The organism is Yeosuana sp. (assembly GCF_057126245.1).
Genome location: NZ_DBNGMQ010000100.1, coordinates 1 through 25360, shown reverse-complemented (window position 1 = coordinate 25360; position 25360 = coordinate 1). Strand labels below are relative to the sequence as shown.

Genomic DNA, 25360 nt, shown 5'->3' with positions numbered 1-25360 from the left:
AAATGTATAATAATCTATCCTTTCACAACAGCGACTGGTCTCAACTTTGCCACTTTTTTAGCAATACCCGAAGTTTGGATGGTATCTACTACTAAATTAACATCTTTATACGCTAATGGAGCTTCTTCGGCAATTCCCTTAAACGACCCTGCTTCAATATAAATTCCTTGATTTTTGAGCTTCTGCTTAAGGACAGGCGCATTGACTTGTTGTTTTGCAGCACGTCTGGATAATCTTCTGCCAGCACCATGACAACAAGACCCAAAAGTTAGTTCTTTGCTTTTTGCCGTGCCAGATAATACATACGAGTATGTTCCCATACTTCCTGGTATAATTACAGGCTGACCAGATTTAATATAAGCTTGGGGTAATTCATCTGATTCTGGTCCAAAAGCTCGTGTTGCTCCTTTTCTATGAACTATGACTCTTTGTTTTACTTTGTCTATTACATGGTTTTCAATTTTTGCAATATTATGAGCAACATCATACAATAGTTTCAACTCTCCACCGTCTTTTCCAAAACAGTTTTTCCATGCTGTTCTGGCTTCCCAGGATATAATTTCTCTGTTACACCATGCATAATTTGCAGCAGCGCACATGGCTTTAAAATACTGTTGCCCTTCCTTTGAATTATAAGGAACACATGCTAATTCCCGATCTGGTAATTTAATGTTGTATTTAAACATTTCGTTCATCATGATTCTAATATAATCTGTAGCAACCTGATGGCCCAACCCTCTGGAACCTGTGTGGATAAGTATAACAATTTGACCTTTTTTTAGATTAAATGCATGTGCAATATCTTTATCATAAATATCTTGTACATAATCCACCTCAACAAAATGGTTACCCGAACCAATTGTACCTAACTGATCTGTGCCTCGCTTTTTGGCAAAGTCAGATATTAAATCTGCATCCGCCAATGATAATCGGCCATGATTTTCCATATACTCCAAATCTTCCTTTTTACCATAACCTTTTTTAACTGCCCATTCAGCACCTTTAATCAATACGTCTGTCATGTCTTTATCAGACAATACAATTTTTCCACCTTTACCCATACCAGATGGTATTTGTACATACATTTCTTTTGATAATAATTCTATATGTTTTTTTACCGTTTCATATTGAAGCTCAGAACGAAGCAGGCGCACGCCACAATTGATATCGTAACCAATGCCTCCTGGTGAAATAACTCCATCTGGACAAAGTGTTGCAGCGACGCCACCAATAGGGAATCCATAACCTTCGTGTACATCGGGCATCACCATAGAGGCTTTTTGAATTCCTGGTAATGACGCAACGTTCACTAGTTGATTTAAAGATCTATCTTCGAGAATGTCATCAAGAAGTGTTTCGGAAGCCAATACTCTGGCAGGAACTCGCATATCATTTCTAAAAGATTTTGGGATTTCCCAAAGATAATCTTCAAGTTTATTTATATCTTTTTTTTTAACCGGTTTCATTTATATATCGAAAATGACATAAGTTTCCCAGAGGTCTTTGTTATTTTTTATAATGTTTGCTTCATGATATGTAACAGCCTTAATTTCTTCATCAAATCGATCTATATTACTCCCTGATAACTCCGATTTAATTTTGAATTCTGAGAATTCAATGATTTTGATATGACAATAGATTGCTTTTTCAATAAAAGAGTTTGACAAAACGTTCGACAGAAAATCAATGAGTAAATTTGTATTATCCGATGCCTGAACTTCAATAATTATCTTTTTATTAATTTTATGCGGTTTATTGCATAATGACTCTTTTAGAATATTGCTCATCCCTTTTACACCTTCAGAAAATAAGTCTTGTAATGTTTTTGCTTTTATTAACATTCTTATATCTGCCGTATGTGACAGGTATTTGATGCTCATTTTTTTGTAGCTTTAATTACTACAAAAGATCCCTGGCCATAACCAGATTTTGGCAATTGAATTTCTTTAATAGAATCTAAAGTGCCAAAAAGCGTTTGATTGAATTCTAAATTTTTAAATCCTGTTTCTTCAATAATTTCTTTAATATATTTAACTGAGTAAAACTGAACTTTATTAAAAAACGTACTGCGTTCACTTCGCTCTTTATATTCTTTTGGAACCGACTGATCTTTATCTAAAAAGCCTATAATAATAGCCCCTTTATGTTTAAGCACTCTATGTGCTTGTTCTATGGCAAGCTTTACATTATCTAAATGGCAAATTGTAACAAATAAAACAAAATCAAATTGTAAATCTCCATAGGGTAAATACTCTGCAACTCCCTTTAGAACTTCAATTTTTCGTCTTACTGCTTTCTTGGCCATTGCTTCAGACGGCTCTATGCCTTCCTTAATCCCCAATGGTTTAGCAAAGCGTCCTGTTCCAATTCCAACTTCAATTCCTCTAATGTTTTCAGGTAATTTTTTAAATTGCTCTTTTAATGCAGCTAATTCAGATTGATATACTTCAGGATATTTATCATACCAAGCTTCATAATCTTCAACGTATTTATCGAATATTTCTGTTTTTAACATAATCTAATATTTATAATTTTTTATTTAAAATTTAACGCTTTTCAAATGCTTCCATAATGATATATATCAGTTCGTAAGTTTTCAGACTGGTTAATATTATCTTTAAAAAAACTTACAGTAGTCGATGTTTAAGATTAAACTTTTAAAAATGATAAATTAATCTTAAGATATGGTAAATTCTTTTTTCAATAGTTTTTTTACTTCTGAATCAGTTACTTGATCAAAATTCTCATAGAATTGGCCAACTGCCCTAAAATTATTAGGAACAAGGAGACATATAATTTCGTCTACATAAGAAGAGGCTTCTAATTTTTTTATTGTATCGGGAGGAGAAACGGGTATTGCAACAACAATTTTATTTGGTTTTTCATCATGCAACATATCAATTATAGACAACATGGTATTACCAGTTGCAATACCGTCATCTACTATAATTAATATTTTATCTTTTAATTGTATTGGCTTTTTATCTCCATAATAATCACTGTAACGTTCGTTAAGTTTGGTTCTTATTCTCTCCGTTTCTTTATCTATGTAGGATTGTGATATATCAGCAGCGGCATCACTTAAAATCCTGTTTTTTAACGTTACCGCACCAATAGCGTATTCTTCATGTAAAGGATGACCTATTTTTTTAGAAAGCACGACCTCGAGAGGTAAGTTCAGTTTTTTAGAAATTATAAATCCTAATGGTATTCCACCTCTGGGTATTGCTAAAATTACAGCATTAGTCCCCCTATATTTTTCTAATTTATTGACTAGTAAATTACCAGCTTCATTTCTATCTTTAAACATAATCTATTTTTTATATTAACCTATTGTGAAATTAGTTGCTTGTCATTTTTAATTTATGACTCTTTAATAAAATTGCTAAATCATTTTAGTTTACGAAATGATATAGATCAATACAACTCCCTTTTTTTGAAATTAGATGTTAATAGTTAATTCTAATTATAATTATTCTAATTGATTTATATCATTTCTAAGGTTTAATATCTGGGTTATTTTGCATTATGAAATATTGTTTAATTTAAATTTTTTATAATTATGAAAACAGATTTTGAAATTAAAGATGATGTATTAGATGAATTAGCTTGGCAGCCCAACATTGATGAAACTCAAATGGGAGTTATTGTTGAAAATGGTGTAGTAACACTTAGCGGTGTAGTTAATAGCTACTCTAAAAAACTAGATGCCGAAAAAGCGGCAAAACGTGTTGAAGGAGTAAAAGCTGTAGCTATGGATATTGAAGTTAAGTATGGTACAGATTTTAAAAAAACTGACAAGGAGATTGCCAAAGCTATTGTAGATGCTTTTGAATGGAACTCTTCAGTTCCTGATGATGATATCATGGTAAAAGTTGAAAATGGCTGGGTTTATTTATCAGGTGAAGTACAATGGTCTTACCAAAGGAATGCTGCAAAAAATGCTGCTGAAAAACTATTGGGTGTAAGAGGAATAAGTAATCTTATTACATTGAAAAATAATATTAAACCTTCTGAAGTTAAAGACAGAATTAAAAAAGCCTTTCAGCGAATGGCAGACGTAGATGCTGATAATATTATTCTTGAAACTCATGGGCATACCGTGACATTGCGCGGTAAAGTGCATTCTCTTAAAGAAAAAGAAGATGCCGAAACAGCTGCATATAATGCGCCTGGTGTTTTTGATGTTAAAAACGAACTTAAGGTGCAGTACTATACAGAGTTTGCATAAGCATAGTTTTTATGAATTATGTTGATTTAATAACCTCGGCTTCTAATTGGAGTCGAGGTTATTATTTATTAAATAGAATTTTAATTACTTAGTAAATAGGTAAATATTATTAAGCGTGAAAGTTGCTAGTCCAAAAATTAAAATCACAAAGAAAAATAAGGTGTTATTTCCAAAATCTGGAATCACTAAAAAGGAGGTTATTCTTTATTATGAAAAGATAGCAGATTATATATTACCCCACATGGAAAATCGACTTTTAACAATGCAGCGTTTTCCAAATGGAATTACTGAAGCAGGGTTTTTTCAAAAAAATGCATCGTATTATTTTCCAGACTGGGTAGAAACTGAAAAGGTTAAAAAAAAAGGAGGTTGGGTTAATCATGTAATTTGTAATACAAAAGAAACCTTGATATATCTGGCAAATCAATATACAATTTCGTTTCATCTGTCGCTCAGTAAAATTGATAAAATCCAGTATCCAGATAAACTTGTTTTTGATTTGGATCCTCCTAATGGTAAGTTTAATTTAGCAATAAAAATAGCTATTATATTTCGAAATATTTTGGAGGATTCATTAGATTTAACCAGTTTTGTAATGACTTCTGGCAGTAGGGGATTACATGTAGTAGTGCCATTAATTTGTTATGAAGATTTTGATGAAGTACGGGAATTCGCTAAACAAGTAGCTAGTTATATTGCTGGAAAGTATCCAAATGATTGTACTACTGCTGTACGAAAAGATCAACGTAAAGGTAGACTTTACATTGATTTTATTCGAAATTCATACTCACAAACAAGTGTTGCACCCTTTTCTTTGCGGGCTATAGAGCATGCTCCAGTAGCAACACCCCTTTCTTGGGAAGAGCTAGGCGATAAAACTCTTTGTCCACAATTGTACACAATACACAATATTTTTGAAAGATTAGAAGCGAAAGGAGATTCTTGGATAGATTTTAAACAAAATGCAAAGCATATTGTTAATGCTAAAAGAAAATTAAAAGATCTGCTGGAGTGAAAATATCAATCTTACATTAAAAATTAGAACTTGGAGCATTTTTTAAATGATAATAGATTTATTACCATTTAAAAAAAGCTCTTTTAAATTAATTAAAATCATTTTATTTAATGATTACCCATAATAGCAAAGGAAACTTTAGTGTTTACGCGATATTCTTTTATCTCATTGTTATTAACAGTTACTTGCATATCTTTTATATATACAGATTTAATGTTTTTTACTGTTTTTGATGCTTCTTTAATTACATTATTAACAGCATCTTCAAAACTTACTGTAGAATTCCCTAATACTTCAATGACTTTTAATACTGACATGGTATATAAATTTATAATTAATATGCCTAAAGTAATTTTTAAACATACTTTATGAAATGACCTAAATCAATTCATCAAAATTCATTCATATTTTTTATAAACAATTTAATATTGGCTTCGACTGAAATGACCTCCGTCATTTCATAAAGATTATATGCTAATTACCTTTAGTAGTATACAAACTTAATAAAAGAATCATGGAATTAGGTATCAAACAGTTTAGTGATATTGGTATTAAAGATATTAGTATAGTTGGAGGGAAAAATGCGTCATTAGGCGAAATGTATAACCAATTATCATTAAAAGGGGTTCGTATTCCTAATGGCTTTGCAACGACATCAGTAGTTTTTTGGAAGTTTCTAAAAGAAAATAAAATACAACAATCCCTAAAGGTCTTGTTAAAACAACTTGACAGGAAACACTTTTCCAATTTGCAAACCATTGGAAAACAGGCTAGAACACTTGTTTTAAATGGAAAGCTCTCAACAGTTTTTATAAAAGAAATAGAAAATGCTTATATGCAATTATGTGATGATAATCCCAAAGAAGTTGCCGTGAGAAGCAGCGCCACTGCAGAAGATCTTCCGGATGCTAGTTTTGCAGGTCAACACGAAACATATTTAAATATAAAAGGAAAAAAAGAAGTGCTTGAAGCAGTAAAAAAATGCTTCGCATCATTATACACTGATAGAGCAATTAAATATCGCGAAGACAAAGGTTTTCAACATGATACTGTAGCTCTTTCTGTAGGCATTCAATTAATGGTAAGATCAGATAAAGGTTGTTCTGGTGTTGGTTTTACTATTGAACCAGAGTCTGGTTTCGAGAATATTATTTTACTTTCAGGTGTTTGGGGCTTAGGCGAGAACATCGTGCAAGGTACTATTAATCCCGATGAGTTTTACGTTTTTAAACCAAGTTTGAAACAAAATAAATATCCTATTATCCAGAAAAAGCTGGGTGATAAGAAACTTACCATGATTTATTCTAAAGAAAAAGAACAAACAACAACCATAAACATAAAAACATCAAAAGATAAGCAGAGTCAATTTGTTCTATCAGATAATGAAGTTGTCACGCTAGCACATTGGGCAAAACTTATTGAAGACCATTATCACAAACCAATGGATGTTGAATGGGCAAAAGATGGAGTTACAGGACAGTTATTTATTACTCAGGCACGTCCGGAAACCGTTCATCAATCACGCAATAGGAATATTCTTATCGCTTATAAATTAATTGAAAAGGGGAAATTGTTGTCTCAAGGAAATGCAGTAGGTTCTAAAATAAAAATTGGAATAGCTTGTTTTTTAAACGCTCCTAAAGACGCAGGGCAATTAGACCCAAATACCATAATTGTTACAGATACAATAACCCCGGATTGGGATCCATTATTAAAACAGGTAGCTGGTATTATAACAAATAAGGGAGGTAGAACAAGTCACGCAGCTATTGTGGCTCGTGAGTTAGGAGTTCCTGCAATTGTTGGATGTGGTAATGCGACAACCACTATTAAAGATGGTGAAACCATTACTTTATCCTGTGCAGAGGGAAAAACGGGTTACGTTTATAGAGGCACGTGTAAATTCGAACAAGAAGAAATAGATTTCTCTAATATTGACATGCCAGTAACAGAAGCAAAAATGATTTTGGCAGATCCTGAAAATGCTTTCCAATTATCATATTATCCAAACAATGGCGTGGGACTATTGCGAATGGAGTTTATTATTACACATCATGTTAAAGTACACCCTATGGCATTAGTTAACTTTAATGATATAAAGGATTCTACCGCGAAGCATACTATTAATCAAATTACAAGTAGGTATGATAATAAACAAGACTATTTTATAGATAAGTTATCTCAAGGAATAGCCACCATTGCTGCGGCCTTTTATCCAAAGGAAGTTATTGTTAGAATGAGTGATTTTAAGACTAACGAATATGCAAATTTAATAGGAGGGAAGGATTTTGAACCGAAGGAAGAAAATCCCATGTTGGGGTTTAGAGGTGCTTCAAGATATTATAGCGAGTTATATAAAGACGGATTTGCATTAGAATGTAAAGCTATTAAAAAAGTACGTGAAGATATGGGGCTTACTAATTTAAAAGTGATGATACCATTTTGCAGGACAGTAGAAGAAGGTGAAAAGGTGCTTACTTGTATGGAAGAAAATGGATTGAAACGTGGCGATAATAATTTGGAAGTTTACACTATGGTTGAAATACCAAGTAACGTTATTTTAGCTGAAGAATTTGCTGAAATTTTTGATGGTTTTTCCATAGGCTCTAATGATTTAACCCAACTCACATTAGGAGTGGACAGAGATTCTGAATTATTGGGCAAATTATTTGATGAAAACGAAGCGGCTGCAAAACGAATGATTAAAATGGCCATACAATCAGCACGCAAAACAAATACTAAAATTGGCCTGTGCGGACAAGCTCCAAGTGATTTTCCAGATTTTGCGGCTTTTTTGGTGAAAGAAGGAATTAATAGTATTTCGTTTAATCCAGATGCTTTATTACAAGGTATAAAAAATATCAATAAAGCAGAAAAAGGATTGATTAAAAGAAGTCTTGTAACAAATTAATAATAGCTTAAATAATAACCTTTGAAAAATATACTTTACATTATTTTATTACTAATGCAGTTTATTGGGTTTTCACAAAAAATAAGTTCCCTTTATGAAAATGCAAATGAGGCTGTTGTGTTAATCCAAACTATTCAAACAGAAGTTCATTATAAGGGCGGACTAACAACAATGTCAGGATTAAATGGTTTTGGTTCTGGTTTTGTTATTTCAGGAGCAGGAGACATCTTAACGGTAGCTCATTTAGTTCAAACAGCAGAATATATTATTGTCACCTTTGCAGATGGTGAAGAAATTGAAGCAAAGGTTATGTATTCCTATCCTTTGGCAGATGTCGCCTTAATTAGAATAGTAACGCCAAAAAGTACGCCATTAACCGTTCTTAAATTAGGAGATTCTGATAAAGCAAAAACAGGAGATCAAGTTTTTATAATTGGAGCTCCTTATGGTTTAAAACGTTCTTTATCTGTGGGATACATTAGTGGAAAATATACACGACAACCATTATTTAATGGGTTAGTAACTTCCGAAATTATTCAAAGTGACGCTGCTATTAATATAGGTAGTTCTGGCGGCCCCATGTTTAACATGAAAGGAGAAGTTATTGGAATTGCAAGTTTTATTTTGAGTCGCTCCCAAGGATTTCAAGGTCTTGGGTTTGCATCAACATCTAATATAGCAAAAAAACTGCTTCTGGAACAGCATGCTGTTTGGACAGGTGTTCAATCAAATTTTGTATATGGGCCTTTCGCTGGAATATTGAATTTACCTCAAAAAGGAGGTGTTCTGGTTGAAAGAGTTGCAGCAAATTCTTTGGGAGATAAAATAGGGTTGCAAGGCGGATACTATAAAACAATCATTGAAGATGAGGAATTTATATTAGGAGGCGACATTATATTAATGGTTGAAAAGATACCATTGACAAACGAAGATAATCTAATTAAATCATGGTATAAATTACAGACATTATCATCAGGAGATTTTTTAAGGATTAAGCTATTAAGACGAGGCAAAATATTAGAGATTTCTAAAATGATTCCTTAAATAGATGAATTAATTATACAAAAGCAACAGCATGGGATTATTAACTAAACACGGTGTTATTTTAGAAAAAACAATGAATAGTTTTGAGAGTTTAGGAGTGTTTAATCCTGCGACTATACAAATAGGAGATAAGGTTCATATGTTTTATCGCGCTGTAAGAGAGGGTAATTTTTCAACCATTGGATATTGTACGTTAGATGGACCATTAAAAATATTAAATCGTTATAAAACTCCTATATTTTATCCAGAAACACCTGAAGAGTTTCAAGGGGTTGAAGACCCTCGAATTACTAAAATTGACGAGACGTTTTATTTATCATATTCCGCTTATGATGGCATTAATGTATTTGGAGCATATGCCACTTCAAAAGACTTAAAAAATTTCGAAAGAAAGGGCATTATTACGCCTAAGTTCACTTTTGAAGAATATTCAGAATTAATTATAAATAACTTTGAAAAAATCAATTCAAAACATTTGATTTTCTATGATTTGTTTAATCGATATAGATTGACAGAAATAATGAAAAGCAAAATTTATGTTTGGGATAAAAATGTTATTTTTTTTCCTAAGAGGATTCAAGGTAAATTTGCTGTATTACACAGGCTGTATCCTTCTATTCAGATTCTGTATTTCAATCAGCCATCAGATCTTACCGTTGAATTTTGGGAGGACTATATTTCAAATCTTCAAAAACATATTTTACTTAATCCTAAATGCAAGTTTGAAAATGCTCATATAGGTGGTGGATGTCCACCAATTGAAACAAAAGAAGGATGGTTACTTATTTATCATTCAGCACAATTAACATCCAAAGGTTTTGTATATCATGCGTGTGCAGCACTCTTAGATCTTATGAATCCAAAAATAATCAAAGCAAGGCTAAAAGAACCATTTTTCTCTCCAACAGAGGTTTATGAAAAAAATGGCTATGTTAATAATGTGGTCTTTCCCACTGGAACCTCAATTTTTGATCAAGATTTATATATATACTATGGTGCTGCCGATTGTAGAGTGGCGGTAGCATCTGTAAATATTAACGCACTTTTAAATAAACTTAAAAATGATTAATTATGAAGAAAACAGCCAAATCTAAAATCTTGTTTCTTTCAACATTTCCACCTACAGAATGTGGTATTGCTACTTTTACCAAAGATCTTGTTACGGCATTGTTAAATGGTTTTAGCGAAGGCTTGGAACCTGTGTTTTGCAATCTTACTAATTCTTTAAAATCTAATAATGAGCATTTTAAGTTAAACCCTAAACAAAAGGAGTCTTATCGTCTTGTGGCCTTAGAAATAAATCAAGACCCTAATATTAAGCTAGTACATATTCAACACGAATTTGGTTTATTTGGCGGGAAATTTGGAAGTTATATTCTGGATTTTTTAGAAGTCCTTAAAAAACCGCTGGTTATTACTTTTCATAGTGTGATTCCTAATCCCGATTTAGAGTTAAAATCTTATGTACAAGTACTTACTTCTTATGCGAATTCTATTTTTGTGATGACTAAAAAATCTCGGGATATTTTAAAAGATGATTATATGATTCAAGAAAATATAATTAGATATATACCTCATGGAACCCATATTGTAAATTACGTAGAACCAAAAGAAATAAAAAATAAATTAAATTTAGAAAGCCGAACATTGTTATCAACGTTTGGTCTTTTAGGTCCAGGAAAAAGTATTGAAACAGCATTGAAGGCCTTGCCAGAAATTATAAACCATACACCTAATGTTCTCTATTTAATAATAGGTACAACACACCCAAATAATATCAAGAACGGTATTGATGCATATCGAGATTACCTCAAGAATTTGATTACTTTATATAACTTAAATGATTATGTTCTTTTTATAGACCGTTATTTAGAAATTAACGAACTCTTAGAATATTTAAAGGCTACAGATATTTATCTTTTCACCTCAAAAGACCCAAACCAAGCCGTAAGTGGCACTTTCACTTATGCAATGAGCTGTGCATGTCCCATAGTTGCTACTTCTATTCCTCATACCAGAGAAGTTCTTACGGCAGATACAGGTATATTGATAGACATAGGAGAGCCTAAACAAATGGCTGAAGCTGTAAAACAAATACTCTCAAATGATAATTTACGCAGATCGATGGCGATAAGTGCTTTCCAGAAAACAAGAGAGTCTTCATGGGAAAATGTAGCAATAAAGCATTTGAATATTTATAATAGCTTATTAGATGAACTAGGAGATGTTCAATTTAAATATCCATCTATAAATTTAGATCATATAAAGAGGTTAACAACTTCATTAGGAATTATTCAATTTAGTAACATAAGTAAACCTGATATTTCTTCAGGTTATACATTAGATGATAATGCTCGTGCCTTAATTGCAATAAGTATGCATTTTGATCTTTTTGGTAAGAAGGAAGATTTGACTTATCTCAGTGTTTATTTAAATTTTATTGAACGATGTCAGCAATTATCTGGTAATTTTATTAATTATGTAGATGAAGATAACCACGAACATATTCAGAATGCTTATGTTAATTTAGAAGATTCGAATGCGAGAGCCATATGGGCTTTAGGATATGTTATATCAATGCATAAAAAATTACCGAAAACAATTGTTGATAAAGCTAACTACTGCCTACTCAAGTGCTCACATTGGATACCTAATTTACTGTCTCCAAGAGCTATTGGTTTTGCCATAAAAGGACTGTATTTTTATTATAAAGGAACCGAGGATACACGTGTTATTTCTGTTGTTGAAAAACTTGCAAAGAACTTAATGACAAATTATGATATAATTGCAAAAAGAGATTGGAAGTGGTTTGAAAACTATATGACTTATGCGAATAGTATTCTGCCGGAATCCATGTTGTATGCCTATTTATTAACAGCCAATATAGATTATAAGAAAGTTGCAATAGAATCATTTGATTTTTTAATATCTAAAATGTTCCTAAATGGCCATTTTAAGGTGATTTCAAATAAAGGTTGGTATCAAAAAGAAAAAGAACCTAGTCAATTTGGGGAGCAACCTATAGATGTTGCTTATACCATACAATCTCTGAATGCATTTTACAAAGCTTTTAAGAGAGACGATTATCTTATGAAAATGGGAATAGCATTTAGCTGGTTTTTGGGCAAAAATCAATTAAACCAAATTATGTATAATCCTATTACAGGAGGCTGTTATGATGGGTTAGAGAAAACGCATGTTAATCTGAATCAAGGTGCAGAGTCTACCATTTGCTATCATCTTGCTCGTTTTGTAATGGAGCAAAATATAATTGCAAAACAACTTGATAAAAATAAAAAAGAAGAGCAGAGTACTGTTTATTTTCTAAAGGAAAATGAACAGGGCAAACTACGCAGAAAGTTCGCACAAAGTCAATAAATACATTGACAGTAAATTGAATTCAAATTGTACTGTCTAATCGTTTAATGATTTGAGATAAAATAAAAGAAGCGATACTAAAAATTATTACAGTTAAAAACTGACCTATAGATAGAGCCACTGAAGAAAGTGGTTTAGAAACCATTGGTGTAATATATACTAGGTAATTTAATAACAGGAATAAAATAGCGGCGTTTAAATTAAAGGCATATTAAAAACAATAAGCAATTGAGCTAATATAAAGGTGTATAATACGATATTATTTATTTGATTTATACAGAGCTTTTGCTCTACAAGAGAATATATAGTAATACTCAGAACAGCCAAACTTATCGTAACTCCATAAATTATTGTGGTTTGCCCTAACTGTTTTGTGCTAGAAATAAAAATAAAAAGACATAATTAAATGTTTAACATTATTGTCTTCAATTTGTTTACTTTTATCATTTTTTGTCGTTATTATGCTGCCTAAATTGATTAAAACCTAGCAAAATATATAAACTTCAAATTTTCTATAGGGGGAAGTAACTGTGCGCTAAGAATGGCACTTTTTTTGAAGACAAACATTTATCATGTTTTATTTTTTTTGATTTTTTTAATTTTAAAAATTTCATTCATTATTGATATTTTAAATATTTAAGTTATTATGAATAGACTTTTTATATTGTTAATTGTTCTTTGTTTCCAGCAACTGCATTCTCAAAACGATACTTTTCCGGTTTATCTAGATGAGAACGTTGAAACTAAGTTTAGTCAATATGGGTCTTTACTTGAAAATTTCAGTGGTAATTCTCCAATGATTGCACAGTTTAATAAAGGACAAAAATGTCAAGTCATTGCTTATTATGGTCAGGGTAATTTTAAAATTACTTATAAAAGATACACAGGCTTTGTAAGAGCCCAGTATCTTAAAATAAATGATGCAATGAAAGCGTCTATAGAGCAATATAATGACCAAATACGTCTTAGAATAGTTAAGGATAGTATTCAAAATGAAAAGGAAAAAGCTATTGAACTTCAAAAGAAATATTTAGAAGAAAAACAGAAAGAAGTTAGGTTAAAATATGAAAAAGAAAAGGAGGAAAAATTTCTAATTGATAGCATTCAAAAAGCAGAGGATAGCATTAATAAAATAAAATTTAGAACAAGTTGTCATTATCAAATGAATGAATATGATAAATTTTATAATGTAAAGATTGTAAGAACAGATAACTATGAAGTAAATGACAATTTAAAAATTGAATTATACAGAAATGGTGGTAAAAAGTATGTTTTTATCAATTATAATGGTGATTTAGGATGTGCTACCTACTTTACTAGAAATAGGTCTTTTGCAAAAATAGAACTAGAAAATGGAACTGTAGTTTCTGTTTTTCATACATGGGATATTAATTGTGGTGCATTTAGTCTAAAAGGTATGCTTTCAAGTAAAGCATCATCAAAACTCATGTCATCGCCAATAAAATCCATACGATTGTATGGGACCAAGGGCTCTACTATAATTGAAAACATAGATTATCAAACATTTTTTATCGATAAATTGAAGTGCTTAAATTAAAAAAAACTTAAAAAAATCGATAAAACGCTTGTTTTTTACGATAAATTGCATAAATTTGTCTTTTCAAACCTTAAATCTTAGATATGAAAGTAAAGATTATTTTAATTAGTTTTTGTTTGTTTTTAGTTACAGGGATTAGTTTTGCTCAGAAAAACAAGGAACCTAAAAGCATTATTGGTGATAAAGTAGCTATAAAAAAGTATCACGATAAAGATGAGTTAGGTCGTATGCAAAAAGGGCAATTGTTAGATTTGTATATCGAGCGTATTGAAACTTTGAGTAAAATTTTACCTTATATAGCTTTCGCAACAAAACCAGGAGTAACTATGTCTACTCTAGGAATTCCTAATGATAATGATAATAGAAAGGCTTTAGAAAATCAATTTGAAGCTACAGATGATTATCTGGAAGCTACGGTTGAGTTTCAGAAACGAATTTTACCATACTCAGACACAACTAATTTAATTGATGCTATTTTGTTTTATGAAGAAATAATGAAATCATTACATGAATATAGTGAGTTTCGTTAAGAAATCTCTCTTTGTTTAAGGTAGCAATATTTTTTCATCAACACCTAATAACATCAAAAGTTCTCACTAAGTTTCCCTCATTAAACATATTATTTCCCTATATGTTTCTTACTTATTAGTAAATATATAATTAGTTATTAAAGCATTAATCTATAACTAATTAGTAGATAATTTTAAATTGATTGGCACGAATATATTTAAAAAAAACCTTGTCTCTCTTTTGTAAATGTTTGTTTTAAAAAGTGATTTGTATGCTTTTTAAAAAAAATACGCTCAAAAATTTATGAATTGCTATTATGAATATTTTTCTTCAAATACCTTATTTTTTTTATCATTCTTTACGCAGCTTAAGGACGATAAAAATCAGATCGTTTATTTTGAAAAATGATTTATTTTATGCATTTCGTCGAAAAAATTGGTATTTCATAGGATAATTTGTTATTTTTGAATATTAATTATACGAAAAACCGGATAGTTTTAAATTGTAAATATTTAATCATGAAAAGCTTTAAACATACAACGTTGATTTTTCTTTTTGTAATCACTAATATTTTTGCTCAACAAGAGAAAGGAATTATAGGAGCCAATAACTGGCTATATGGATGGACAGAATTTAAGCCCAACCTAGAAAACTATAGGGAGCCTACACAAATACTTTCTGGAAGTATAACTAAGGATACTAAGTTAAACAAAAGAGACGTGTATTTACTTTTAGGAAGCGTTTTTGTAACTAATAATGCCACCCTTACTATAGAACCAGGAACTGTAATTCTTGGTGATTACAAGTCTAACGGTTCTCTCACCATTTCTAAAGGTTCTACTATAATAGCGGATGGTTTGGAAACAGATCCTATAGTATTTACATCTAACAGAAGTGTGAAAAGAGCAGGTGATTGGGGCGGACTAATTATTCTTGGTGATGGGCCAACCAATAAATTTGGAAAAGGATCTGTCGCATCATATTATTCACAACTCAATTCTGGCGATTATGTGAATACCAGTTTTGGAGGCGAAAATATAGAGTCTAATTCTGGTATATTAAGATTTGTAAGAATAGAATATTCTGGAAAAAGAGTTAAAAGCGGCGATTACTTTAATGGACTATTGTTAGCTTCTGTAGGTAACAAAACCATTTTTGAAAATGTTATGATAAGCTATTCTGCTGGTAATTCTTTAGAAATATTAGGAGGAGAGGTTAATCTTAGTAAAATTGTTTCATACAGATCAAACAGAAATGATTTTGAATTTAATTATGGAACCCAAAGCCGTATAAATAATTCTTTAGCTGTAAGGTCTCCTTACTCGTCTAGCAGCAGTGGTTCAAGATGTATGAATGTTATTTCTTATGATAAGGTAGAAGAAGTTGATTTTACTAAAAAGGGAACTTCTGTCGTTGCTGAAAATTTGACGTTATTTAATCAAAGTGATGATTTAAATTCTGATATAGAAAAAGGTTTAGTTAAAGAAGCAATATATGTTACTGAAAATGCAAAGCTTAATATGAATCAAAGTGTTATTTCTGGTTTTAATCCAGCGGTGGTATTTGACAATCAAATTTATATCAATCAAGAAAATTTAGAGAAAATTGTATTTACTAATATGTATTTTAATAATTGTAATGGCAATATTTTTAAAGAAAACAATCCTAATAATGACGATTTAGAAAATTGGTATGGTAACAGTGCCTTCTTTAATGTGTATTCTAAAAGTGATGATTATGAAACGTTTATTGATTTGAATAATGAAAGAAGTCCAGATTTTAGATTAAGAATTAATAAAATAATAGCAACGAATGATCTTGATCCAGATTTGAGAACAAATTAAATCTGAAATTGATGGTTAGGTTAATAAAACCAAAAATTAATAGAATTCCGTCTATACGCCTTATGCGCTCTAAGGGAATTCTTTTTTGATTCGATGACGGCTAAAATGTATTTTTTAAGAGATACAATTTGTTGAAATATCATTGATTGGATTGAATTTTTTACTGAAGAAAATAATATTGAATGAGAAATCTTGCTTTTTTTAAAATAGTTGTTTTAGTTATTTTTTCTTTAACAGGAACTTTGAGTGCTCAAATAGTAATTAGTTCTCCTAGTTTAGGTTTTAGTCAAGCTTGTGCAAGCGAATCATTTAATACCTACTATGCAACCTTTAGTTTTTCACCAGAGTCTAATTTAGGCTCTACAAATCAATTTATAATTGAATTATCGGATGTTGACGGAAGTTTCTCAAATCCAACAACCGTTTATACCTCAGCACAAGGCGTCGTAACAACGTCTCCGGCTACTTTAGGTTTTGCCATACCAACTACAACAGCAGGAGAAACATTTAAAGTAAGAATTAAAAGTACAGATCCAGTCGCAACCAGCACAGGTTCTGTGTCGTTTCCTGCATATTATAAAATACAAGATGAACCATTCACTATTAATAACTTAATTTCTACTGGCGCATTCTGTTCGGGTGGAAATTATTTGTTAACCATAGATAATCCAGGAACTGGAACAAACAATTCTCCATTACAATACCCTTCATTAACTTTTAATTGGTACAAAGAAATAAGTGAAACAACCTCAGTTTTTGTTGCATCAGGAGAAAGTTTATCAGTAACCGAAGAGGGTACTTATTTTGTTGAAACAAATTATGGAACTTGTACATCCAATTCATATTCAAATAGAGTAACGATTAGTGCAGCAACTACATCAACTACAACTTCAATTAATTCTAGTTTAGGTAATCCGTTCTGCGCAAGCGATGGTGATACAACATTAAGTACAATACCAGGGGATAGTTATCAATGGTATTTAGACGGAGCAGTTATTCCAGACGCAACGAATCAAACATATATTACTAATGAGGGAGGCACCTATACCGTTACTATTGATTTAGGGGATTGTGTCACAAATGGATCTATAGATCTTGACAATGGTAGTTTTGCCAGTAGTATTAATGTTTCAGATATTAATATGCTAGAGGAGGAAGGGACCTTAACTACTTCAGTAACTACAGATGCTGTTAGTCCGGAATTTGAATGGTATTTAAATGATGTTTTAATTTCAAGTGCCACAGGTAATAGTTATGTGGTAACTCAAGAAGGGGATTATAAAGTTGTTATTATTCAGGCTTCAGGTTGTATATCATCAAGCGAATTTCAGTTTACTGTGACGGAGCCATATCCAGATGTCGCTAATATACCTAACGTAATTAGCCCAAATGGAGACGGCGTAAATGATACATGGGTTATTCCTAAAGAGTATGTAAACGACACAAATACAGAGGTAACAATATTAAGTTCTCAAGGAGAAACAGTACTTAAAACCAATGCGTATCGAAATAATTGGCCAGATACCGAATTAAATTTTAAGAATATAAATCCGGTTTATTACTATGTTATTATTCCTGAAAATAATAAGATAAGAAAAGGATCTATAACCGTAGTGAAATAACATGAAAAAGCACGCACTATATATCATTATATTTTTCTGTTTTATACAGCAATTCTATTCTCAAGAAGATGGTGTTGTTGCATTTTCATTGCCAGTTAGGAATTCCTTAAAGTTTAACAGATATGCTATTAACCCAACATTTAGTTTTGTAAGGGAACAAAATAAATACATAAGTTTTACAAATAAAAGAGAGTGGGTCCAGTTTGACGATGCACCACAAACTTATTTATTCAGTTATTCTGGTAGATTTGCTGAAAATGCAGGTGCTGGAATAGGATTATTTCAACAAAATTATGGCGTATTAACAACCTTTGGAGGTGTGTTAAATTTTGCATATAATGCTGTTATTAATAGAGATAGTAACTTGACCTTTGGTATAAATCTGGGATTTTATAAAAGTGGTATAAATGAAGGTAGCGTCATTACAAACTTTCCTGATCCGTCTTTACAAAATTTACCTTCTAACTCAATACTAACGGCAAACCCAGGTATAAATTACGGAACAACATTTCTTGATTTTGGTGTTTCTTTAAATAATATTGTTTCTTACAATCTTAAAACGAGTGAAATGATTGAGGATAACCCAGAACAAAGTTTACAGGCTCATGTTATGTATACGGGGTATTTAAATAATCGCGGTTTTTTTGATGAAAGTAAATTCTCTGGTTTAGTAAGGTCAGAATTTAAAAAAGATATAACAGTTGTTTCTGGTATCATGATGTTAACCGTTCCTAAAGGAATATGGGCACAAGTTGGATATAATAGTCTTTATGGTGCGTCAGGAGGAATAGGAATGAATATCACAAATCAAATAGCTATAGAGTATAATTATGAAAAGGCCATAGGTGATTTGTCTACGTTTGGAAATTCTCATGAATTTACAGTGGCTTATAAATTTAAAAGTAATAATCGGTACATATATAGTGATGGAGATGATGAAGGAGCACTAATAGCTCCTGCTAAAAAGAAAAAACGATCTGTAGCAAAAAGAAAGCCAGTTGATAAATCAGACGCAGAAGCAAAAGCTAAGGCAAAAGCAGACGAAGAGGCGCGACGTAAGTTAGAAGAAGAAGCGAAAGCTACAGCAGCTGAAGAGGCCAGACTTAAGTTAGAGGAAGAAGCAAAAGCTAAAGCAGACGAAGAGGCTAGACTTAAGTTAGAGGAAGAAGCAAAAGCTAAAGCAGACGAAGATGCGAGACTTAAGTTAGAGGAAGAAGCAAAAGCTAAGGCAGCTGAAGAAGAAAGACTACGCTTAGAACAAGAAGCGCTTGCCAAAGAAGAGGCAGAAGAAGAAATTAAGTCAGAAGAACTTGATGATGTTGTTATTTCTGTTGCCAAGGATGAAACTGCTAAATCTATGGAAAGTTTAACGCAATTAACTGTAGACACTAAAATAGAGCAGCAAGAGCTATTAGATAGATTAAGAGAAACAGTAGCTAGTAGAGAACAAGATCTTAAAGATTTAAAAGAAGAAAATGATTTAAGCGAACAGGGTATTTATAAAGAACCGAAACCTTTTAAAAGTATATCGGCTGAAAATGCTGTCTTAGAATCTTTGAAAAATGAGATTGATAATGTAATAAAGGAACAAGACAATAAAATTGTTCAATTAGAGAGTTTGTATAGTGAACGACTTAGAAGTGTGCCAAACAAAAATGATTCGATAAATACATTCTATAAAAATACTATAGAAACAATTAAATCAGAACAATCAGAGGCAGTTAAATCTAGAGAAGATTTATTATCAGAATTAGAAGAAATTAAAGCTGCTACAGAAGTAGAAAGAAAGCGAAGAATAAAAAGAGCTACTTATGATAACGAAGAACAGCGATATCAAAAAGATAGAACGGTATTAAATAATATTAAACAAAACACACCTTTAAGTTCAGAGCCACTTAAAGTAGAAGATTTTGATTTTGGAGAAGAACAGGGCAGTAATATTCAAATTGTGAAAGGCGTTAATAATACAGAAAGCGGCTATTATATGGTTATTGCGGTTCATACTGATGTCGCCAAACGTGATGAGTTTTTAAGAAAAGCAGTATCTGCTGGACAAAAAGATATCGACTTCTTCTATGATGTAACTTCCAGTAAGTACTTCATATATAATAAAAAATATGATGACATAGAAAGTGCTATAAATACCTTAGAATCTAAAGGAACAGAACCATATAATAGTAAAATGTCTATGGTTAAAATAGAAAATTAAGAATGATTATCAAGTTTATTCTATAAGAGAACAACTTCAAAAAACTTGATATTTTATCGTTAAAAAGCAAAAAATATAGATGAAATGCATATTTTTTGCTTTTCCTTGTGATAATTAGAAATATTTTGCGATATTTATCCCGTTGAAATACATTTAATTTAGATTAAACCCTCTTTTGGAAGTAAATTACTTACAAAAAGGATTTTAATGTATATATTTACGAGTACTATTTCTTTTTGAAAGCCCTTAATAATAAAAGATATGCTAAATATAATTATCATGAAAAAAACTACTTCTACTAAATTAGCACTCATTGCTTTAATTATATTAGCATGTCTTCAAAGTAATGCTCAAACTTACAAGCCCTTTTCTGTGAGAGAAAAGATAGATGTAAAGGGTAGTATGCTTGTTATTGGGAACAATATATTGGGTAAGGACAATTTTGATTTTAATGACGATACTTTGGATAATCAGGATATATCTATGCAATATATAGATATAGATAGTGATGCCTCAACGTTTAGTTCAAGTAGTGCAGACCTTTTAGTGCCATCACAAAAAAATGGGGACCCTACATCTTGTTATAGGGTGTCTTATGCGGCTTTATATTGGGGGGCTATGCTTCAAAGTGGAAGCAGAACAGACATCAATAAAGTTAAAATAAAATTACCCGGAAGTTCAGTATATAATGATATAACTGGTGAGATTATTTATGATGCCATAGCAACCCCGATTGTATCAGTGCCAAATGAGCCTGGAAACACACCATATGCCTGTTATGCCGATGTGACAACTTTGTTATCTGGGATTCAAAATTTAGAAGGGGCTTATACAGTAGCAAATGTAAGATCTAGTTTAGGTCTGAATGCTTCGACTGGATTATCTGCTGGTTGGACGTTAGTGGTAATTTATGAAGACCCAAACCTTCAAACCAAATCATTTTCTACTTTTGATGGTTTTGCTCATGTGTCTGCTTCACATACCGAAACAATTCCTATAACAGGTTTTAATACACCACAATCAGGACCTATAGATTTACAAATTGCTTATGCTGCTTTAGACGGAGATAAAACTAAAAGCGCTACTAAGTTTGAAGTTAATAATAAACAAATTATAACACCTTTACGACCATCTAATAAATTTTTTGGTTCTGTTATAGAAAACACCAACGGTATTTCTCACCCTAGAAATCCATTCGGATCAAATACTTTAGGTTATGATACTGGTTTTGCGGAAGTTTTAGGAGCACAGCCTAGTATTATTACAAATAATAATACTTCAGCCAATTTAACAATACAAGTCGCAAAAGGACAAGCTGATCCTATATTCTTTTTTTTCAGTGCATTTGCGGTAGATATCATTGCTCCAGACATTAACTTAACAAAAATTGTTCTTGATACTGCTGGCAATAATATTGATGGAGCTAATGTTACCTTAGGACAGAACTTATTTTATAAAATTAGTTATCAAAGTGTAGGTAATGATAATGTGACTCAATTCACTCTCAAAGATGTACTTCCTGATAATGTTATTTTTAATCCATCAACGGATCTAGATTTAAGCAGCTCTGGAGGCGCAACATTACAATCTTACAATCCTGCAACAAGAACACTCATTTTTAATATTCCAGATTCTTCCGTTGAGATTAATGATCCTGTATTTGAAATACGCATTGCAGTAAAGATTGTTTCTAATTGTTATGCTTTAAGCCAGGCTTGTTCCAACGAAATAAGGAACCAAGCTTTTGGAACCTATAGAGGAATAAGAAACCCTACGATAATTCAAGATGAAGGAAGTTTTGATTCTGTTACCTGTTTAGGGACGCCGGCTCCTACCAATTTTTTAGTTGATATATCTAATTGTACCTTCGCAAAAAATGAGGTTTTATGTGGTTCAAGTGTGATTTTGACTGCAGCAGATGGTTATGATACTTATTCTTGGTCTACTAGTCCAACCGGAACACCGGTAATAGGTACTGAGCAGACTTATACAGCAACTTCAACAGGAACGTATTATGTACAAGATACAACCTCATCAACATGTATATCCATACAAGAAGAAATAACAGTTGTTCCTTATGGTAATACCATTACAAATCCGGTTATTCCTTTTGCTGATTTATTGCCAATTTGTCCAAATGATGGTAAAGTTTTACCCAATATCTTTTTATGTGGAGCCAATGCCACTAGATTAATAAATACTGGAATTAGTGATGCCTCTTCTATTATTTGGGAAAAATTAGATGAAAACAGTTGCACTGTTTCAGCAGTGGATAATTGCGCTAATGAAAATACGGCATGTACATGGAATCAAGTAGCTTCCGGGCCTGATTATGTATCTAATACTGCCGGACAATTCAGACTTGTTATAAATTATGCAGGTGGATGTTTCAGTATTTTTTACTTTAATGTCTATCAAAACTTATTAAACCCTACAGCCACTTCTAAAGACATTATATGTAACACACCAGGGGAAATCACTGTTGGCGGTGTTCCTAATGGTTACGAGTACAGTATAGATGGTACAAACTATCAGGCTAGTAATGTATTTACTATTAATACGCCTAATTATTATATTATATATATTAGACAAATAGGTGTTGATACAAATCCATGTATTTTTCAAACGCCTAGTATCTATGTCAGAAATAGAAATTTTACGGTTTCAACATTTATTACTCAGCCATATTGTAATGGGGATCAGGGTACCATAAAACTAGCCGCTAATGATGCGTTGCCGCAGTATTATTACAGTATCTTCCAGGGAGGAACTTTAGTAAATAGCACGGGACCAATTACAGCGAGCGATTATACCTTCGCAAACCTTAACCCCGGAATTTATGACTATACAGTATCTACTGATGACGGATGTAGTTATTCAGGAAATATCGAACTTATAAATCCACCATTATTAACAGCAACTGCCGCACTAACAAAACCATTAGCCTGCACGGACGGGGAAATAACTGTTTTTCCAGTTGGAGGTACACCGCCTTATGTTTATGACTTAAATAACACATTAGCTTATCAGAACTCGCCAATATTTGCAGTGCCAACTCCTGGCATATATAATATTACAGTTATAGATTCCAATAACTGTACTACAATCACTTCAATGACAGTTGATGCAACACCGCCACCGGTATTTAATGTTACAAAAGTTGATGTTTTATGCGCGAATACTGGTGATACTGGATCTATAAATGTTAATGTTACTAATGCCAACGGAAATAGTTTGCGTTATAGTATAGATGGTGGTACTACCTTTGTTAATTCGCCTATATTTAATGGATTAGCTGCTGGAAATTATGATGTTGTGGTTGAATATACCATTGGGTCTGATGTATGTTTGTCAACACCACAAACATTAACAATTAATGCAATTCCTCCAATTAACGGAACTGCTTCAGTAACGACTCCGTACACGTGTATTACTGATGGTACCATAACTGTTTCTTCCGTGTCAGGTGGAAATGGTTCATATACATATAGTATTGATGGTGTCACGTTTCAAGCTGGAAATACATTTTCAGGGTTAACAAACGGAAGTTATACAGTAACCATAAGAGATATTAGCGGATGTACGATTAATACAACGCCCATAAATATTGCGCCTTTAGATCCTCCAATAGATCTATCGTTTAGCAATTCACCATTAACGTGTCCAACCAATGTTTCAACGGTTACAATTAATTCAACAACAGGTGGTGTTGGTGCTTTAGAGTATCGAATCGTATTTCCAGTTGCTTCAACAACGGCTTATCAGTCATCAACTGTTTTTTCAGGTTTAGCACCAGATACTTATACGTTTGAAGTGAAAGATGCTAATGATTGTGTTTATACTGAATCTTATACTGTTGTACCACTACCTGTATTAACGGTTGTAGGTCAAAAGATTAATGATATAACTTGTTTTGGAGCATCAGATGGTGCCGCTCAATTTACAGTTGGCGGTACATCAGGATTTACTTATACCATAAATGGGGGAGCTTCCATAGCTGGAACTTCACCCATCAACTTATCTGGTTTAGCAGCAGCGACATACACGATTGTTATTACTAATACAGCGACAAATTGTCAAGCCACTGCTTCTGTTGTAATAGACTCACCAGCCTCTGCATTAAGTTTAACGACTACAGTAACACCTATTACATGTAATGCAAATGGTAGTGTCGTAATAAACGCTACTGGTGGTTGGGGTGGAAATAGTTATACACTTACACAACCAGATACTACAGTATTACCAGCTCAAGGCAGCAATACTTTTGCGAATTTAGCGCAAGCTGGAACTTATACAGCAACAGTAACTGATTCTAAAGGATGTGTAGAGACAATTACATTTAGTTTAAGCACACCAATTTCACCAATAGCATCTATAGCAATGACTTCTGATTATTGTTTTGACCCTACTAGTGGAGCATCACTTGAAGTGACTGTTTCCGGAGGAATTGCACCTTATGAATATAATATTAATGGTGGGTCTTTTGGATCAAGTAATGTTTTTACAAATTTAACACCGGGAACTTATACCATTATAGTACGAGATGCTTATGGATGTACAGTAATATTACCTGCAGAAACTATTGAACCACAAGTATCTGCAGCGGCTACCATAACAAAAGAATTAGATTGTTCAGTATCACCAGATGCCGTCATAACAGGAACTGTTACTGGAGGGTATGCACCATTTAGTTATGGAGTATCAATAAATGGAGGTGCTTATAGTACTTTAGGAGCAACAGGATCGCCGTTTGTATACACAACGTCTTCAGATGGAACCTACCAATTCCAAATCACTGATTCGAGAGGATGTCAATCTGAATCAAGTATTATCACCATTGATCCAATAACGAATCCATTAGTTACAGCAAATACAACGGATGTTAGTTGTAACGGTTCATCAGATGGATCGGTACAATTAGTAGGTTCAGGAGGCTCAGGGGGTTATACGTATAGTGATGATGGAACAACGTTTACAGGAACGTCATTATTTACAGGTCTGTCAGGATCAGTTGCGGGCATACCATATACATTTTATG

Annotated in this window: 16 protein-coding genes and 1 pseudogene; 12 read left to right on the top strand and 5 right to left on the bottom strand. The window is 32.2% G+C overall.

Features of this window, described 5'->3' with window-relative positions; genetic code table 11:
• Positions 1-14: 14 nt before the first annotated feature.
• From AC15TD_RS13345 to AC15TD_RS13330, 4 genes are all read right to left on the bottom strand, one after another.
• Positions 15-1466, bottom strand: coding sequence for an RtcB family protein (locus tag AC15TD_RS13345; protein WP_484452648.1), 1452 nt, complete (start codon positions 1464-1466; stop codon positions 15-17).
• Entirely contained in the window at positions 1467-1880 is a 414-nt protein-coding gene (locus AC15TD_RS13340; RefSeq protein WP_484452647.1) for an archease, read from the bottom strand.
• The gene (locus tag AC15TD_RS13335) at positions 1877-2515 is read right to left on the bottom strand and encodes a class I SAM-dependent methyltransferase (RefSeq protein ID WP_484452646.1); all 639 of its coding nucleotides are present in this window, start codon (positions 2513-2515) and stop codon (positions 1877-1879) included. Before AC15TD_RS13335 ends, AC15TD_RS13340 begins: the two co-directional genes overlap by 4 nt.
• A gap of 162 nt (positions 2516-2677) precedes the next feature.
• A complete protein-coding gene (locus tag AC15TD_RS13330; RefSeq protein WP_484452645.1) occupies positions 2678-3310 on the bottom strand; it encodes a phosphoribosyltransferase in 633 nt (210 codons plus the stop codon).
• Between the two features lie 252 nt (positions 3311-3562).
• Between AC15TD_RS13330 and AC15TD_RS13325 the strand changes: the two genes are divergently transcribed.
• Both AC15TD_RS13325 and ligD read left to right on the top strand, forming a co-directional pair.
• On the top strand, positions 3563-4231 hold the full coding sequence (locus AC15TD_RS13325) for a BON domain-containing protein (protein ID WP_484452644.1): 669 nt from the start codon (positions 3563-3565) through the stop codon (positions 4229-4231).
• A gap of 115 nt (positions 4232-4346) precedes the next feature.
• Positions 4347-5246, top strand: coding sequence for a non-homologous end-joining DNA ligase (gene ligD, locus AC15TD_RS13320; RefSeq protein WP_484452643.1), 900 nt, complete (start codon positions 4347-4349; stop codon positions 5244-5246).
• 107 nt (positions 5247-5353) lie between these two features.
• On the opposite strand, the gene AC15TD_RS13315 is transcribed toward ligD, so the two are convergent.
• Entirely contained in the window at positions 5354-5563 is a 210-nt protein-coding gene (locus tag AC15TD_RS13315; protein WP_484452642.1) for a dodecin family protein, read from the bottom strand.
• 197 nt (positions 5564-5760) lie between these two features.
• On the opposite strand from AC15TD_RS13315, the gene ppsA reads away from it, so the two are divergent.
• From ppsA to AC15TD_RS13265, 10 genes and pseudogenes are all read left to right on the top strand, one after another.
• A complete protein-coding gene (gene ppsA, locus AC15TD_RS13310) occupies positions 5761-8157 on the top strand; it encodes a phosphoenolpyruvate synthase (RefSeq protein WP_484452641.1) in 2397 nt (798 codons plus the stop codon).
• Positions 8158-8178: 21 nt separating this feature from the next.
• On the top strand, positions 8179-9201 hold the full coding sequence (locus AC15TD_RS13305) for a S1C family serine protease (RefSeq protein ID WP_484452640.1): 1023 nt from the start codon (positions 8179-8181) through the stop codon (positions 9199-9201).
• 31 nt (positions 9202-9232) lie between these two features.
• On the top strand, positions 9233-10270 hold the full coding sequence (locus tag AC15TD_RS13300) for a glycoside hydrolase family 130 protein (protein ID WP_484452639.1): 1038 nt from the start codon (positions 9233-9235) through the stop codon (positions 10268-10270).
• Between the two features lie 2 nt (positions 10271-10272).
• Positions 10273-12579 (top strand): glycosyltransferase, encoded by a 2307-nt coding sequence (locus AC15TD_RS13295; protein ID WP_484452638.1) that lies wholly within the window; start codon positions 10273-10275, stop codon positions 12577-12579.
• Between the two features lie 646 nt (positions 12580-13225).
• Positions 13226-14137, top strand: a complete 912-nt coding sequence (locus AC15TD_RS13290; RefSeq protein ID WP_484452637.1) for a hypothetical protein — start codon at positions 13226-13228, stop codon at positions 14135-14137.
• Between the two features lie 83 nt (positions 14138-14220).
• Positions 14221-14667, top strand: a complete 447-nt coding sequence (locus AC15TD_RS13285) for a hypothetical protein (RefSeq protein WP_484452636.1) — start codon at positions 14221-14223, stop codon at positions 14665-14667.
• Positions 14668-15165: 498 nt separating this feature from the next.
• Positions 15166-16491 carry a hypothetical protein gene (locus AC15TD_RS13280; protein ID WP_484452635.1) on the top strand — a complete coding sequence of 442 codons (1326 nt, stop codon included), beginning with the start codon at positions 15166-15168 and terminating at the stop codon, positions 16489-16491.
• A 182-nt stretch (positions 16492-16673) separates the two neighbouring features.
• Positions 16674-18113, top strand: a complete 1440-nt coding sequence (locus AC15TD_RS13275; protein WP_484452634.1) for a T9SS type B sorting domain-containing protein — start codon at positions 16674-16676, stop codon at positions 18111-18113.
• Position 18114: 1 nt separating this feature from the next.
• Positions 18115-20322 (top strand): PorP/SprF family type IX secretion system membrane protein, encoded by a 2208-nt coding sequence (locus AC15TD_RS13270; protein ID WP_484452633.1) that lies wholly within the window; start codon positions 18115-18117, stop codon positions 20320-20322.
• 279 nt (positions 20323-20601) lie between these two features.
• Positions 20602-25360 (top strand): annotated as a pseudogene (locus AC15TD_RS13265) (T9SS type B sorting domain-containing protein); the annotation flags it as partial.

Coding starts and splice junctions, on each gene's coding strand:
- AC15TD_RS13345 (WP_484452648.1), bottom strand. CDS start 1,466: ATGAAACCGGTTAAAAAAAAAGATATAAATAAACTTGAAGATTATCTT.
- AC15TD_RS13340 (WP_484452647.1), bottom strand. CDS start 1,880: ATGAGCATCAAATACCTGTCACATACGGCAGATATAAGAATGTTAATA.
- AC15TD_RS13335 (WP_484452646.1), bottom strand. CDS start 2,515: ATGTTAAAAACAGAAATATTCGATAAATACGTTGAAGATTATGAAGCT.
- AC15TD_RS13330 (WP_484452645.1), bottom strand. CDS start 3,310: ATGTTTAAAGATAGAAATGAAGCTGGTAATTTACTAGTCAATAAATTA.
- AC15TD_RS13325 (WP_484452644.1), top strand. CDS start 3,563: ATGAAAACAGATTTTGAAATTAAAGATGATGTATTAGATGAATTAGCT.
- AC15TD_RS13315 (WP_484452642.1), bottom strand. CDS start 5,563: ATGTCAGTATTAAAAGTCATTGAAGTATTAGGGAATTCTACAGTAAGT.
- ppsA (WP_484452641.1), top strand. CDS start 5,761: ATGGAATTAGGTATCAAACAGTTTAGTGATATTGGTATTAAAGATATT.
- AC15TD_RS13300 (WP_484452639.1), top strand. CDS start 9,233: ATGGGATTATTAACTAAACACGGTGTTATTTTAGAAAAAACAATGAAT.
- AC15TD_RS13295 (WP_484452638.1), top strand. CDS start 10,273: ATGAAGAAAACAGCCAAATCTAAAATCTTGTTTCTTTCAACATTTCCA.
- AC15TD_RS13290 (WP_484452637.1), top strand. CDS start 13,226: ATGAATAGACTTTTTATATTGTTAATTGTTCTTTGTTTCCAGCAACTG.
- AC15TD_RS13285 (WP_484452636.1), top strand. CDS start 14,221: ATGAAAGTAAAGATTATTTTAATTAGTTTTTGTTTGTTTTTAGTTACA.
- AC15TD_RS13280 (WP_484452635.1), top strand. CDS start 15,166: ATGAAAAGCTTTAAACATACAACGTTGATTTTTCTTTTTGTAATCACT.
- AC15TD_RS13275 (WP_484452634.1), top strand. CDS start 16,674: ATGAGAAATCTTGCTTTTTTTAAAATAGTTGTTTTAGTTATTTTTTCT.
- AC15TD_RS13270 (WP_484452633.1), top strand. CDS start 18,115: ATGAAAAAGCACGCACTATATATCATTATATTTTTCTGTTTTATACAG.